At 70.6% G+C, this 14,705-nt stretch carries 11 protein-coding genes; 1 reads left to right on the top strand and 10 read right to left on the bottom strand.

Going from position 1 to position 14,705, the window contains the following annotated elements; all coding sequences use genetic code 11:
- The 4 genes from KY462_14240 to KY462_14225 all read right to left on the bottom strand — a co-directional run bounded on the left by KY462_14240 (window position 1) and on the right by KY462_14225 (window position 5,753).
- Complete coding sequence (locus tag KY462_14240; GenBank protein ID MBW3578869.1) at window positions 1-3,225, bottom strand: relaxase domain-containing protein; 3,225 nt, start codon at window positions 3,223-3,225, stop codon at window positions 1-3.
- 139 nt (window positions 3,226-3,364) lie between these two features.
- A complete protein-coding gene (locus KY462_14235) occupies window positions 3,365-4,018 on the bottom strand; it encodes a hypothetical protein (GenBank protein ID MBW3578868.1) in 654 nt (217 codons plus the stop codon).
- On the bottom strand, window positions 4,015-4,449 hold the full coding sequence (locus KY462_14230; protein ID MBW3578867.1) for a hypothetical protein: 435 nt from the start codon (window positions 4,447-4,449) through the stop codon (window positions 4,015-4,017). The genes KY462_14235 and KY462_14230 overlap by 4 nt, the downstream gene beginning before the upstream one ends.
- The gene (locus KY462_14225; GenBank protein ID MBW3578866.1) at window positions 4,446-5,753 is read right to left on the bottom strand and encodes a helix-turn-helix domain-containing protein; all 1,308 of its coding nucleotides are present in this window, start codon (window positions 5,751-5,753) and stop codon (window positions 4,446-4,448) included. The genes KY462_14230 and KY462_14225 overlap by 4 nt, the downstream gene beginning before the upstream one ends.
- Window positions 5,754-6,462: 709 nt before the next feature.
- Here KY462_14225 and KY462_14220 point away from each other — a divergent pair.
- Window positions 6,463-7,257 carry an alpha/beta hydrolase gene (locus KY462_14220; GenBank protein ID MBW3578865.1) on the top strand — a complete coding sequence of 265 codons (795 nt, stop codon included), beginning with the start codon at window positions 6,463-6,465 and terminating at the stop codon, window positions 7,255-7,257.
- A 545-nt stretch (window positions 7,258-7,802) separates the two neighbouring features.
- On the opposite strand, the gene KY462_14215 is transcribed toward KY462_14220, so the two are convergent.
- The 6 genes from KY462_14215 to KY462_14190 all read right to left on the bottom strand — a co-directional run bounded on the left by KY462_14215 (window position 7,803) and on the right by KY462_14190 (window position 14,578).
- Entirely contained in the window at window positions 7,803-10,685 is a 2,883-nt protein-coding gene (locus KY462_14215) for an AAA family ATPase (GenBank protein ID MBW3578864.1), read from the bottom strand.
- A gap of 970 nt (window positions 10,686-11,655) precedes the next feature.
- A complete protein-coding gene (locus KY462_14210) occupies window positions 11,656-12,231 on the bottom strand; it encodes a PIN domain-containing protein (GenBank protein MBW3578863.1) in 576 nt (191 codons plus the stop codon).
- A complete protein-coding gene (locus KY462_14205; protein MBW3578862.1) occupies window positions 12,228-12,623 on the bottom strand; it encodes a helix-turn-helix domain-containing protein in 396 nt (131 codons plus the stop codon). Before KY462_14205 ends, KY462_14210 begins: the two co-directional genes overlap by 4 nt.
- A gap of 670 nt (window positions 12,624-13,293) precedes the next feature.
- Entirely contained in the window at window positions 13,294-13,764 is a 471-nt protein-coding gene (locus KY462_14200; GenBank protein MBW3578861.1) for a hypothetical protein, read from the bottom strand.
- A gap of 113 nt (window positions 13,765-13,877) precedes the next feature.
- Complete coding sequence (locus KY462_14195; protein ID MBW3578860.1) at window positions 13,878-14,312, bottom strand: putative toxin-antitoxin system toxin component, PIN family; 435 nt, start codon at window positions 14,310-14,312, stop codon at window positions 13,878-13,880.
- Window positions 14,309-14,578: a ribbon-helix-helix domain-containing protein gene (locus KY462_14190; protein ID MBW3578859.1), complete on the bottom strand. Its 270-nt coding sequence runs from the start codon at window positions 14,576-14,578 to the stop codon at window positions 14,309-14,311. Before KY462_14190 ends, KY462_14195 begins: the two co-directional genes overlap by 4 nt.
- Between the last annotated feature and the right edge of the window lie 127 nt (window positions 14,579-14,705).

Here is a 14,705-nt window from a genome sequence, read left to right as displayed (position 1 = left end):
TCAGGCCCGCTCGATCGCGGGCAGGTCACGGACGGATGCGGGGTCGTCGAGGTCGCGCAGCGGCTCTTGGCGCGTCTCGGTGAGGAGGGCCGCGACGGCGTCGTGCTCACGGCGCCGGGAGAGGTCGCGAGGGCGCTCGCCGAGGGCGGTGCGGTCGTCGTCGACGCCCCACGTCGCGCGGTAGCTCTCGATGGCGGAGACGGCCTCGGTCCAGCGGTACCGCTCGCGTGGCGAGCCCGGACGTGGTCCGACCGCCGCGAGGACGTGGGTCGGTGGGTCGAACGCGACCGCTTGGACGCGCTCGCCGACACGCCGGTCCAACTCGCGGTCGACGCGGTCGAACGCACCTGCAACGTCGTGAAGGGCCGAGGCCGTCTGCTCTGGCAGCCCGTCCAGTTGGCTCGTGACGTCATCCATCTGACGCTGAGCCAGGTCGAGAGCCGCCTGGGTCCGCTCGACCTCCTGGTCGTGCGCGGCTCGGCTTCGACCTGACCGGGGTCGCTTGGGGATCAGCGTCTGGAGCTGCTCGGTGAGCGCTCGCGTCTGCCGCTCGAGCTGGCCGCGTCGGGTCTCGAGCCGTGCGCGCTCTTTGTCAGTGCGGTAGCGGACGGCTTCGAGGACACTGGTCCGCAGTCGCTGGCAATCGACGCGGAGCTGCTCGTCGCTCAGTTCGGCGAGATCATCCGATGTCTGATCGATGGCGAGGTGCTGGGCGCGCGACCGGCGCAGGTCAGCGACGAGCTGCCGGACCGGATCCCTGGACTTGTCGAGTGTGGCCTCATGGGCGGATGCATGGAGCTCGTCGCCCGCGACGACGTACAGACGGTTCGACTGCTTGCCGCGGGACAGGGCCACGTAACCCCACTCGCGGTACATCGCCTCGGAGCCGAGGACCCACGTCGCCTCGCTCGTCAGGCCCTGCGCCTTGTGACCGGTGATGGCATATGCGTGGTCGACGTGGCAGGCGTCGAGGTAGTCGGCCGGCAGCCGCACAAGACCGCTCGTGTCGTCGCGGCGCATGGTCAGCGACCGCGACTCCGGGTCGACAGCGACGACGTCGCCGCGGGTGCCGTTGACGACGCCGAGGCGGCGGTCGTTGCGAAGGCAGACGACGCGGTCTCCCCCCTGGAAGCTGCGGTCACCCGCGACCAGCTCGGGACGGGTCAGCTCGCCGGCAGCGGCCATCCGCTCGCGGGCCCGGGCGTTGAGGTCGTCGACGTCGCTCCGGCGGGCAGCGACCATCACGCCGTCGATGCCGGCCTCGGTCCGGGCATGCCACCAGTCGCCGACGAGCTGCTCGCGGACGTCGTCGGCGGTCTCGCCGACGTGGACCCGTCCTCGGTCGAGGTACGCCCCGAACCCGACGGCGGGGTCGCCGTGGCGCAGCTCGTCGAGGGCGTCGCGCTCCCACGGCTCGACCTGGCGGCGGTTCTCGGTCAGCTCGATGACCGGCAGGCGGTTCGCCAGGCCACGGAGCAGACCGCCGGCGTCGATCTCCGGCAGCTGGTGTGGGTCGCCGACCAGCACGACCTTCGCTTCCGCGGCTGCCGCGGCGTCGAGAAGGCGGGCCAGCTTGCGGGTGCCGACCATCCCCGCCTCGTCCACCACGACGACCGACTCGGGAGCCAGGCCGCCGTACTCCGGGTGCGCGACGTCGGCCAGGAGCCGGTCGATCGTGTAGCTGTCGATCCCGGCGCCGGCTTCGAGCTCCAGCGCCGCGCGGGCGGCGAGCGCGGTGCCGGTGACGCGGTAGCCAGCGGCCTGCCAGGCGGCGCGGGCGGCGTCCAGCGCGTAGGTCTTGCCGGCGCCCGCCTTGCCGACGACGACCTCGACGCCGGCGCCCGAGCCGGTCAGCCGACGGACCATCTCGGCCTGTTCGTCGCTGATCGACGGGCGGTCGGTGAGCATCCGGTCGACGATGTCGTGGCCGACCGTCGCGGCGGCCGCGTCCGCGCGCTCGATGGCCGCTCGCACGGTGCGCGCTTCGAGAGCGAGCAACTCGGGTGTCGAGTAGCGCCTGTCGTCGGGGACGGCCGCCACGACGGTGCCGTCGGGACGGCGGATGACGTCTCGCGAGGAGAGCGTCTGCACGCGGCCGCCGGCTCGGTCGAGGGCGACCACGCCGCCCGCGTCTTCGTCGAGCAGGGCATCGGCGAGGCGCTCGACCTGGGCCGCGGGCATGCCGGCGGTGAGCCGTTCGCACCAGGCCTGCACGGCGTCGCGCCGGCTGAACGTCGAGGCACGTTCGGTGAGCCCGTCGGGGCCGAGCAGTTCCTCCGCGGCCGCCGCGAGCAGGTCGTCGCCGACGGGGCGGAGGTCGGGCCGGTGCAGCACGTCGGCCAGGCGATGCGGGTCGAAGCCGAGGTCGATGGCTCGTCGCCGCCAGCGCTCCCGCAGCGTCACCGGGTCGTCGAACTCCGGCTTCGTTGGGCGGGTCTCGAGCGTCGCCACCTGCGCCGCACGGGCGGAGCTCTCGCCCCGCTGCTGCATATGCGCGAGGATCTCGGCGCGCCGTTGCGAGAAGGCCTCGATGACGTCGCGCCGGACACCGCGGATGTCGGCCGTTCCGTTGGTGACTGGCTCCCAGGCGACGCCGAGCCGACGGGTCAGCTCGTCGCGGAGGTGAGCCTGGTAGAGGAAGCCGGCCGTCTTGGCGTGGGCGTACAGGCGCCGTGAGTCGAGCGTCCGCCACACGCCGTCGTCTGCGGTCTGGCCGAGGTTGGCGACCAGGACGTGGGTGTGGAGCAGGGGGTCCCCGGCTCTCGAGGTGCGGTGCATGAAGGCCGCCGCGACCGCTCCGGTCGTCGGCACCCGCACGGCACCGCCGCGCCCCCGCCGGGTCCAGATCGCCTCGCGTTCGAGGTAGCCCAGCGCCGCTTCGACCGCGGCGTCGTGGGCGCGGCGGACCTCCTCGGAGACGTCGTGCTCTCCGAGGCCGTAGAGGAGCGAGACGGACTTGGGTGCGCGGAAGGTCAGGTCGAACCCCGGCACCTTGCGCTGGCGCTGTGCGAGGACTGGTTCGTCGCCGTCCGGGTCGCGGCCGCCGAGGACCGCGTGGAGCTGTTCGGCTGCGACCTCGCCGGCCAGGCCGAGCGCGCTTGCGCCGGCGCCGAGCCATCGGCCGGGGAGTTCGCCCCGGCCGAGGTAGTACTCCTCGACGCCGTCGGCGACCGTGGCGAGGTAGTAGTCCTCGCCTCCGGGAGCCATCCGGCCGATGTTCAGCATCGGCCGTCACCGGCCCAGGAGCGCTGCCGGCGCGACGTCCGGCGGGAGGCCGCATCCCCCGGTGCCAGTCTGTGTTCCTCTTGCAGCGGCACGGTCGGACAGGCCGTGGTGTTGCAGCTGGGGTTGCGGGTCTGCGAGGTCACGGCTGTGCTTCGCGGAGTTGATCGCTGATGCGTGGAAGCGCCTCAGCGTCGTCCTCGAGGACGACGATCTCGACGGTCCGGTGTCTTGAGCAACGGGCTCCGGGCGCGGGAACGACCTGTCCGCAGACGCATCGCGGGCTCCGGAACTGCAGACCCGACGCGAGGGCGGTCAGCGTGTCCAGGTGCCGGTCCGGCTCGCAGTACACGCACTCGCAAAAGAGTCCGGGATCCCACGGCTGCCGCCAGGCGTTGCGGCAGCCGACGGCGAGGCGGCGGTCACGGTCGGCCTGCCGGTGTCGGCGGTGGCGAGCGTTGGCCTCCTCGAGCGACGCGAGCGCGCGCTCGTGCTCGGGGTCGAGGTAGCGGGAGAGCTTGTCGGGCTCGCCGTAGGAGCCGTGGCCGGTGTTCGCGCCGGTGAACCGCACGACTTTCAGAGCGAGCAGCTCCCCGTCGCTGCCGGTCAGGCCGACAGCCGCGTGGACGTCGACGACATCGGCCAGCCGGGCGGCCGCGGCTGTGATCCGCTCAGCGGCCTTCTCGGCGCGGCGGTGAGCCGTGCGTGGCCGGGCGCCGCCCGCCACGGTGAACGTGACGGCGACGGTGTAGGTGGCGGCGTTTCGGAACCGGTCGGTCTCGTGGGGCGCGGTCATGCCGCACCCCCGGTGCGCTCGTCGCCCGGCGCGTGTTGCAGGTCGGACAGCTGCAGGACCGTCTCGGCGAGCCTGAGCAGCTCGCCGATCAGGTCGCGGGCCTGCTCGCGGACCACGACACGGATCTCGCCGCCGTTGACGGCTGCCTCGTGGATCGTCCCGGCGAGCTCGAAGAGCCTGCGGAGACTCGGCGGCAGCTGCGCCTGCGGACTATCCGCGTCGAGGTCAACGACGCGCAGACGTCCGCTGCGCTCGGGGTAGGCGAGGCTGTAGGCCTCGATCGCACCCCACACCAGCAGGTACGCGACGTAGTGGTCGTAGGGGACGCGCAGCTCGTCGGCGATGTACGCGTCGGTGTCGGAGGGGGGGACGCCCTCGGCCAGGGCCCGCTGCTCGATCGCGGCAAGGGTGCGTTCGTGCTCGGTGTTCATGGGTGCTCCTCCTTGGTGGTCGGGATGGGGAGGTCGTGGTCGATCGCCGGCAGCAGTCGGGCGACTCGCTCGTGCAGCGGCGCGGCGTGCCGTGCGGGAGTTGGCGGGTCGGGGAGGTCGCGGTCGTTGGGACGTTGTGGGACGTCCCGGGACGCGCCGGAGACGGCAGGACGTCCGGTGTCCTCCACCGACGCCGCGAGGGCCTCTGGGAGCAGGTGGGCCAGCGGTGCGGCCGGATCCGCGACGTGGCAGGCCACCGCCCACGCGACGAGCTGGCTCACCGCCATCGGGGCCGACCGGCGGCCGAGCGCGCCCACAGGCGTCGTGACGTCGCACAGCGCGCCCGTCAGTTCCGCGTCGTCGAGGGCGGCCGAGACGGCCGCCTCCCAGGCCGCGGCCCGTCGCCGCCGTTCGTCCTCGCGCTCCTGGGCCAGGCGCCGGAGGGCCCCCTCCTGAGCCCGGAGGCGCCGGACGGCCCGCTGCTTGCGCCGCTTGTCGGCGGCCTCGGAGACATCCCATCCGTGGCGGATCGCGGTCACCACCCAGCCGGCGCGGCTGCGGACATCGCAGACCTCGACCGCGTCAAGCGCGTCGGCGACCTGCTGCTCGGGATGCTCGGCGACAAGCGACTGGGCGCGGTCGGCGGCGACGCCGACCGAGATCAGCCGGTCGACCAGCGGCGAGTCGGCCGCCGGCTGTGGTTGTTGATCTTCCCGAACAACAACCTTCTTGTTCTTCTGTCCCAGATCGCGGTGTCCCGTGCCTTGGGACACGGCGACCGTGTCCCACTTCTTGGGACGCGGCTCACGATCGGGGCCCGTGTCCCAGTTCTTGGGACGCGGCTCGGCGGAGCCCTCCTCGCCGCCTTTCGGCGCGTGGGTGAACCGCTCCAGACAGGCGGAGGGATCCAGGACGTACCGGGACGTCTCATAGCGCCCCGAGCCGTCGTCGCGCTGCTCCTCGTGGAGCACAAAGCCGTGCTCGCGGAGCTTCCCGAGGTGCTTGGTGACGGTGTTCTTGGACAGCCCGAGGTTGTCCGCGATGCGGCGGACGTTGGTCTCGGCGACCAGGCGCCCCTCGGCGTCGAGCGACGCGTCGAGTGCGATGTCCTCGAGGATCGCCCAGGCCGTGACACCGACGGCGCGCTTGACCGCGCGGCTCGACGCGAACACCTTCGCGAACGGCTCGGCGCGACCGACGATCCGGCCGTCGGACAGGACGCGGCCAATCTCCTGACCGAAGGCGACGACGTCCCGCGCCTGGATGCTCTCGGACGACTCCCTGCTGGCCGGCTGCGGCGCCATCAGCGCGCCCCCAGGGCGCGGTGGCCACCACCTCCTCCGGGTCGTCGTCGGTGTCTGCGGCGGGCGAGACGGGCGGCGAGAGTGGTCCCGTCTCTGATCACCGTCTGATCACCAGCGACACGGCATGACGTATCTAAGACGGTCCCGACGCGGCACGGAAGGGTGCGGAATCGCGCCCCTAGGGGCCCTTCAGAGCCGGTTTCGACATCGGGCGGCACCCCAGGTTCTTCCCTCGAAAGCGGGTAGGCCCGTGAGGGTCTCGAGGGTTCGAATCCCTCTCCCTCCGCCACAAAACCGCAGGTCAGCCACGGATTCACCGTAGCAAGACCTCGTCGCCCTGGATGTGCCCGTTTCCACAGGGGTGCCCTCGGGGTGCCACATGGCGCGCCACAAGACGCTACCCACGGGCGTCTTCGGCCGCGGGTACGACGTTCGAGGTCCGGAGCCAAGAGCATCGGGGTGCAACGGATCTGATGGAGAGCCTCGGAGCAAGTGCTCAAGTCAGCCGCATGCGCTAACCGTGATTCAAGGCTGGGTGATCAGCAACCCGGACGCGAAATGGCTGTTCGTACTCGTTCCGGTCGCGTCGGCGCTGTCGCGTCTGGTGGCCGGCCTGCAGTGATTCTGTACGCCGCTTGTGATGTTCTCTATGGTGCGGGACTCGTCGGGAGCGTCGCGTGACTCCGACGGTACGTTGAGGTGGTCTGCCATGGATCAGGTGGACGTTGGTGGTCACCGGATCGCGTACCAGGAGAAGGGCTCGGGGTGGCCGCTTGTTCTTCTGCACGGCTGGCCGCTTGACAGCCGAGAGTGGTGGCGGCAGCTCGCTGGGCTGTCGGACGAGTTCAGGGTTGTGGCGTGGGATGCGCCGGGAGCAGGCCGATCATCCGATCCACCCGAGACCGCCCGGCTGCCGGACTGGGCCGACTGGCTTGCCGAGTTCATCGAGGTCCTTGATCTTGCCCCTGCACACGTGGCTGGGCTCTCGTTTGGCGGTGGTCTCGCGCTCGAGTTGTTCCGCCAGCATCCCGAGGTCGTCCGCTCTCTCATTCTCATGTCGGCATACGCGGGCTGGGGCGGCTCCCTTCCCGCCGAGGAGGTCCAGAACCGGCTCGAGCTGACGCGGCGCAACACCGAGTTGCCGCCGGCGCAGTGGGTCCCCGCCTTGATCGACACGCTACTTCCCGAGGGATCGAGTGCAGAGCTGGCCGACGAGCTCGCGACGATGCTTGCCGACTTTCATCCGGCTGCGACGAGGACCGCGCTTCATGCCTTTGCCGAGGCCGACCTGAGCGACACGCTCGCCGAGGTCGACGTCCCGACCCTGCTTCTGTACGGCGAGCTAGACGTGCGGTCTCCCCGGCAGGTGTGGGAGCCCATACACGGCGGAATCGGGCACTCCAGGCTCGTGGTCATCCCCGGGGTCGGCCACATGGTGGACATGCAGGCAGCTCAGCGCTGCAACGCTGAGATCCGCGCCTTCGTGCAACACCTCGAAAGCTAAGAAACCCTCGGTACCGCATGCCGTTCCGGGACTTGCCTGACGCGATCATTCGCGCCTTGGATGAGCTAGGCGCCTAGAGCATTCTCTTCGCTCGCTGGCTGGGGGATCCCACTGCTACGAGCAGATGCCGTTCGATGGCCCGCTGCCCCAGAATGCTTGCTCACCGGCATCTACCAATCGCTGTCTCGACCATGCGTCCCTGGCCAAGGACTGCGGTCGCGACATGACCTCACCCCGGCGTTGACCTTCTCGGACCGCACCGGGGCTTGACTGTTATGTACGTCTGGCCGTCGACGAGCTGGCGGTCGAAACCGCTGCGATGTGCGCGCGGTACTCGGGATAGTTGGTATCGGTCCGGGTCGATACGAGGAAGGAAGCCGGCGGCCAGCGGCTTCCGTCGTCTCGTCACCTCTTCAGCGAGGGTCCGCGTTCGAATGGGTGCGGTCACTCTTGTCAAGGAACACCCGGGCGGCATCGAGCGCCCCATCACCTCGGAGAGGGCCGTTCGTGCCGTCGGGAGTGCTCGCGTCCGAATAGGAGGCGAGTCAGGCGGTCCGATGGAGAGGCCGGCGGCTGGTCGAACGTTGCCGCCGTTCTAGTTCGACGCGGCGCCGGGTGGCGGCCGCCTCATGTGCCCGTCGCCGCCAGTCGGCATGTGAGAGGCGTGCATGTTCGAGCGTTTCGACCCGGCGACGAAGGCGCCGTCGCTGGTCGGAGATGGCCGTCCCTGCTGGCATGGCGGAAAGTCGTTCGATGGCGCTCAGGTCTCTTCGGGCCGCCTCAAGCTCCGACGGGTCGAACACCGGCCGTGCTTCGATGGCGGCCGCCATCCGCGCATCGAGCTTTGTGAGCTGGTCGTCGTCGAGGTCGCGGAGCCGTCGCGAGAGGTAGCGGTCGGCTTGTAGGCGCGCGTGATCCCAGGCGGCGCGGGCATCAGCTCGGCTCGCGGGAGGCCGCTCCTCAAGCATGTCGGTGTGCTCGGGCAGCTCGTAGCGTTCCCGGTAAGCGGTAATGGCCGTGGCTGCGGTGAGCCAAGCGGAAGCCTCGTCAGGTTCGATTGGGCGTGGGCCGAGCGCCTCGGCCCACGGGAGCGCCTGAGTGGTTACGGCGAGCGCAGTCCGCAGGTCACGCCAGCGCCGGCGTATCAGCTCACCGGTCTGTCGGGCGACCTCGATGGCCGGTCCCTCCGTGGGCGGCAGCGACGCGAGTGGTCCCCGGTGCCTGAGGGGAGTGGTGTTGTCGGTCAGCACGCCGATCCGCCAGTGGATGACCGCGGCGGTGGAGTCAGCGTCGTCCATGGCACGTAGGTGGATGGCCTCGTCGACCAGTGCCGCAACGTCGTAGCCGGCCAGCGCGGCCTGGCGCACACGGGCGACCAGCGTGCGCCACTGCGGGCCCCCAGCAGCGTCGGCTAGTCCGTGGCGGCTCAGCTGCTGGCGGAGCAACTGGTCGGTGGCGGTGCGTGCGGCGTCCTCGAAGATGGCGCCGAGTCGCGCGAGCGATCCCATCTCCCGCAGCGAGTCGGCGATCGTCTGGTGGGTCGACAGCCGGTCGGGGTCGCGACGTTCAAGCACGCGCGCCAGGACGTGTTCGGCAGCGGGCAGATCGTCAGGGTCGCGCACGACGTCCCGGTCGGAGTCGGTGATAACCCACAGGTGGTTGGCGGTGCGGCCGCGGGTGGCGGCGACGTAGAGCTGCTCGTGGCTGGCGTCGGCGGTGATCGCGGCGTGGCAGACGTCCACGGTCATGCCCTGTGCCCGGTGCGCGGTGGTCGCGTAGGCCAGGTGGGCGTGGTGGGCGAGGTAGTCGGCGGTCAGGGTGATGGTCGAGCCGTCGCTGTGCCGGCGGGCGTCGAGGGCACCATCGGGGTGGACGGTCAGGACGGTCCAGACGTCGCCGTTGACGACCCATCCACCGTTGGAGGTGCGCAGCCGGCGGTCGTTTCGGCGGGTGACGATGTGGTCGGCGACGGATGCGGCGTTGTCGCGCAGCTGCGCTGTGGGGCCGTCGCTGACCGTGCCGGCGGCGAGTAGCGCGTGCCGGGCCCGCTCCGAGACCACGGCGGCTTGCTCGTTGGTCGCCACGATCATCAGCACGCTGCGACGCCGACCGTCCGTGCCGGTGGACAGCGCGTCGGCGCGCCAGGCGTCGAACAGTTGCATCTCGATGTCGCGGTCGGTGCCGGCGTGGATGCGGTCCCGCATCGCGTACTCGGCCAGCGCTGCGGGGTCACGGCGGCGCAGCAGGAGGCTGGCGTCGCGTTCCCACGGCTGCGCGAAGCGGCGCACTTCCCGCAGCCGAGTGGCGCCGTGCCGTTCGGCGAGCAGGTCGAACGCCCCACCGATGTGGATGGCCGCCAGCTGTGCCGGATCGCCGACCAGCAGCACCTTCCCACCGGCACGTCGGGCCTGCTCGACGAGGTCGACGAGGTCCGACGTGGCCACCATCGAGGCCTCATCAATCAGCACCAGCGCACCGGACGGCAGGTGCCAGCGGCCGCGTCGCATCTCGTAGAGCCACTTCGTGGTGTTCTCCGCCCGGACCTCGGCTTCCGCCGCGAGGACGTTGGCTGCCGCCTGCGACACCGTCAGCCCGATCACGGAACCGTGGGTCTGGGCCCACGCATCGACGACGGCTCGCAGGGTGCGGGTCTTGCCCGCCCCGGCGGGCCCGATCAGCAGCCCGACCCGGCGATCATCGGCTAGGAGCTCGCGGACCGCCCCGGCCTGGTCGTCGCTGAGGTCATGCGCCATGATCGCCTCCTCCAGCGCACGCTCCGGCACGCTCCGACGGGTCGGCTCGGCCGCGACGTCGAGGAGCCACCGTTCCTGATCCAGAGTCGTTCGCAACGTCCAGCGCTGGCGTTGCGGCTGCTCGTAGACGCTGGTGCCATCCCGGCGGCGCAGCGCGTCAGGCACGCCGATCGGGTCTGGCGCGGTGACCGTGAGCAGTTCGGTTGACGCGATGGCCCGTTCGGCGAGCCGTTCCGCCTCGCCGCGCAACGCTTCCGGTCGCCTTTCCTCGGGTGGGAGCACGTCCAGTGCCGCGCGCAGCAGGTCGTGGCGGGTGAACGTCGCTCGGCCGCTGGCCGCCAGCCGGTCCAGCACGGCCGCCACCGAGGTGTCATCGGCCGGTGCGGTGCCGGTGTCCGGTGATGCTGGTCGGCGTCCGAGGACGCGTCGTGGCAGGTCAGCCAGTGCTCGACCCTGTTCGCGGGCGGCCTGCTCCCAGCTGTCGAGCGCGGCGGCCGCGTCGATGTCGCGCTTGGCCGGCCGGGTGATCAGCGTGGCATGCTGCGCCATAGATGACAGCACGGCCGCCGGCGGGTCGATGCCGTAGCGGTCGCGGTAGGCGTCGGCCATCTCTGCCAGCCGTTGCGAGATCGCGCGGCGTCGGGTCGAGAACAGCTCGATGAGTTCACCGTCCACCCCTCGAGCTCGCGCAGGCCGTCGGGGCGATCCCGCCACGCCACCCCGAGCCGTCGGGTCAGCTCCGCCTCGAGCGTGCGGTTGTAGATCGCGCCGGCACCGGTCCGCGCTGCCAGCACCGTCCGGCCATCCAGCGCCCGCCACTTCCCGTCGGTCGCGGTCTGGGCGCGGTTGAGGACCAGGCAGTGGGTGTGGATCTGCATGTCGCCGTCGCGGGAGGTCCACTCGTTCATCCGCGCGACGACCAACCCGGTGGTGTCCAGCACACGGACACCGCCGGCGCCGGCCCGCACGTAGGCCGCGTGCTCCTCGAGGTAGCGCAGACCCGCATCCACCGCCGAAAGATGCGCCGCCCACACCTGCTCCTGGATCGCCGGGTCGCCGGACGCCCACAGCAGCGACACGGACTTGACGGGCGAGAACGTGCAGTCCCACGCGGCGACCGACGCCTGCACACCCCGCCGGCGGATCCGATGGCGGGCCATCCACCGCTCGTACGGATCCTCGATCTCGGCAGCCTGTCGCAATGCCTCCGCCTTGGCGGCCGCTGCCTCCTCCGGGAGGCGGAACTTCCGACCGATATAGCCCCGGCCTGGCATGACGCCCTTGGCGTACAGCGGCACGAACTCGCGACGCGCCACCTCGCCGGACAGCTCCAGCGCTTCGGCACCGCCGCCCCACCACGACGACCCGGGCGCCGACAGCGCCCGCCGCTGACTGTCGCCTGTGTGCTCGTCGGGCGGGTTCGGCAGGTAGTAGTCCCCCAGGCCGTGGCGGGTCTGGTTGAGGTAGTAGTCCACCGCCCCGCGGCCGGCGAGCACCTTCTTCACGCTCAACACGGGCGGTGCCCGCCGCCCGTCTCACTTCGACAGTGCATTGGTGTGTCCCGATGCTGGCTCCGTGCAGGAAGTCCTCACCGAGGCACGTCGGATGTGACATCGGCGACGCGGGTCGCGTGGAGGCCGGTGCGCTACAGCAGCGTGGTGGGTGCGTGCTCGACGAACGGTCGGAGTGCCTCGTTGCAGGCGAACTGCTCGAGGACGTCGTTGATGGTGGCGACGTTGCGGCGGCTGGTCGCCAGGTGCCAGAGCATGGAACTCATGAGATCCGGGTGGTCGTCGAGGACCGTGGTCAGGAACGTCGCTGGGTCCTCGACGGTGACGTGACAGGCTTCGACGAAGCGGGGCGATCGGAAGTCGCTGGTGTTGGCGGTCACGATCAGGTGCGCGTCGGCCGCGATCGGGGCGGCGAGCACGTGGCGGTCCTCGGGCCCGTTGTCCATCTCGGCGACCAGATCATCCGGCACGTCGACCCAGGCGTCGGGGAAGGTCGCGCGGAGGGCCGCGATCGTTGTGTCGTCGAACCGCTGTGGGTCGATGTCGGGATGGTCGGACAGGACTTTGCGCCGCATCTGGCCATGGATCCGGTCGGACCAGATCGGGTTGAAGTAGCCCATCACGGCGAGGGTGAGCACCACGTCGCGCAGCCACTGCGGGTACAGGACGTTGGCATCGAGGACGGCGACGAGATCCTCGGGATGGCTCACCGCACGCCCAGGCCCTCCTCGACCTCCGCGAGGGCGGTGAGCTGCTCGAGCCGGCGGTCACGACGGGTCTTGAAGTCACGGACCGCCGAGGCCGGCACCCGATGGCGGTTGCCCTTCTTGCGGTAGGGCAGCTTGCCGGCCTTCAGCAGCCTGGTGAGATAGGGGCGCGACACGCCCAGGAAGTCGGCCGCCTCGGTGGTGGTCAGCATCGGATCGGTTCCTGAAGCCAACCCGTGGACGACCTTGTGCAGCGCCTTGAGTGACTCGGCGGGGAGCTCGACCGGGTCGGCGTCGCCGACGATCACCCGCGTGGAGTCGCCGCCGGCGGCCTTGACCGCGGTTTCGAGCTGCTCGTCGAGAGCCGCGAAGCGCTCCGCACGCGAGGACCCCATGACACACCCTCCGGTCAATATCTGAAAAAGGTGTAACCGAGGTGAGCTGCTACGCCCCTGCGACCAGGCTGCGGGCGGCCGCCTGCAGCGGCTCGACCTGCTCCGGAGCGCAGCTGCGTCTCCGGCTCGCCGAGCTGGTCGCCCGGGGCGCTGGTCAGCAGGTGCACGCGAGCACGCCAGCGCTGGTCGAGGGTGACCACGAGCGGCGGTGCGTCGGGGGCGTCGTCGCGCCCGATAGTGGAACCATCAGCCGCCATCCGGACGCCTCCACGGGGAGGGCCTAGATCTCGACCCACCGGAGCCCATCCGGGCGTCGCCAGATCTGGCCAGCGCTCACCGGCTCTGATCGCCGAGCAGCCGGCGGTAGGTCTGCTGGGCGCGTTGCTGGTCGGCGGCGGCGTGGCCGAGCGCCGCACCCGGTCCTCGCTGGCGTGCTGGATCAGCAGCCGTAGCCGGGCGTCGACCTCCTCGGCGAACGTCACGGGAACTGCGCGCTGCCTGGCGAGCTCCTCGAGCTGCGCCAGCAGCTTGCGTGTCGACCGGGACCGATCGGTGGCTTCTCGCCACGGTCGGAACCTCCTTGCCCGGGCGTCAAGCCGTGGAAACGGCGTCAGCATAGGCGTGTTACGAGATGTCCCACGAGATGTACCACGCGGCATAGGCGGCAGCATCAGCTCAGCATTGGTCCAGCATCACTAGCCGCGGACGGTGTGGCCTGATCGGAGACGTGATCGCGGTCCTCCCACGCCGCGGCAAGCAGCTCGAACGGCCCCGCCGGGTCGAGGGGGAACGCCTGCCAGGCGCCCCGCAGGGCCCGACGGCGCAACCGCCTGCGTGGGGTGTTGATCACCGCCTCGGTGTAGTCGCGACCACCCAGCCCTGGTCGAGGACGTTGCGTCGCGCCCGGGACCGGACCTTCGTGTCCGAACGGCTCAGGCTCCATGACTTCGCTCGCGTCAAGCCCCGCGGCGTCGAGCCGCGACACGACGTCGTCGAGGTGGCTGAAGTTGGCTTCCGCGTCCGGGCCCGAGTGCAGCAGTCCCGACCGGTCGGCCAGCCGCTCGGCCAGCGCATCCCAGTCGCCCGCGAACTCCTCGACGCAGGCCACGCAGTACCAGCGATCCCAGTGCGACCATTCCACACCCGCGTGCTCCGTCCACCACTCGGGCCCAAGATCGGCGCCCGTCGAGCCCTTGATCCCACTCGCTCAGCTCCTTCGTTCCAACAGCCTTGGTCCAGCAGCCCCGGCGGCGGTCACTCCTCGGTCGCGACCTCACCCGTGTCCAGCCGTTCGACGAACTCGCGGGGAGCGAGCATTTCGACATCGGCTAGCTGCAGGTCCAGGAGGTCGCGGTCGCCGGTGACCAGCACGTCGGCCGCTGACGTACGGGCAAGTGCGATCAGGTAGTCGTCGTCGCGATCCCTCGTCACCGTCGGGGTGTCGTCAGCGTCGTCGACCCGCAGGGCGAGATCCCATAGGTCGGTGATCAGCCGTTCGGCTTCCTCGACCGAGAAGTACTGGCGGAACCTCGACCGTCCCGTCACCGTCGCAAGTTCCCGGAGCAGCCGGGGCGACATCACCAGTTCGAAGTCACGGTTGGCGGTGTGCTGCACGAGCCGTGCCGCGATTCCGCCGGGGGAGATTAACGCGCTGATGAACACGTTGGCGTCGACGACCGCGCGCGTCACCGAGGCTGCGAACCCGCCTCACCGGATGCGCGCTCGGCTCGTGCGGCATCTCGCTCGGCGTAGACCAGCTCGAGCGCATCGTCGAACGCGAGGTCGGCTCGGGAGCTAACCTCGCGCTGCAGCGCAACCAGATCCCGGCCCGCCAGGTAGCGGCGCAACGCGTCCTCGACGTAGGCGTCCCGATCGACCCCGGCCTCGTCAGCCAACCCCTCGAGACGCGCCAACAGATCAGCGTCCAGGTAGACGGGGTTCTTCGTGCCGCTCATGCCAACAGCGTACGTCAGCGCAACCAAGCCGAGGCGCGAAGATGGACTAGCTAGGTGTCGCATCCGTCACCCTAGGTCACAGTGCGGCCATTGCGACAGGGCTGCCCCGCCACATGCCGATAAGAAG

Source organism: Actinomycetota bacterium, from assembly GCA_019347675.1.
Classification (GTDB): Bacteria; Actinomycetota; Nitriliruptoria; order Nitriliruptorales; family JAHWKO01; genus JAHWKW01.
Note: the sequence above shows the minus strand (reverse complement) of the source record. Positions and strands in the feature narration are given on the sequence as shown.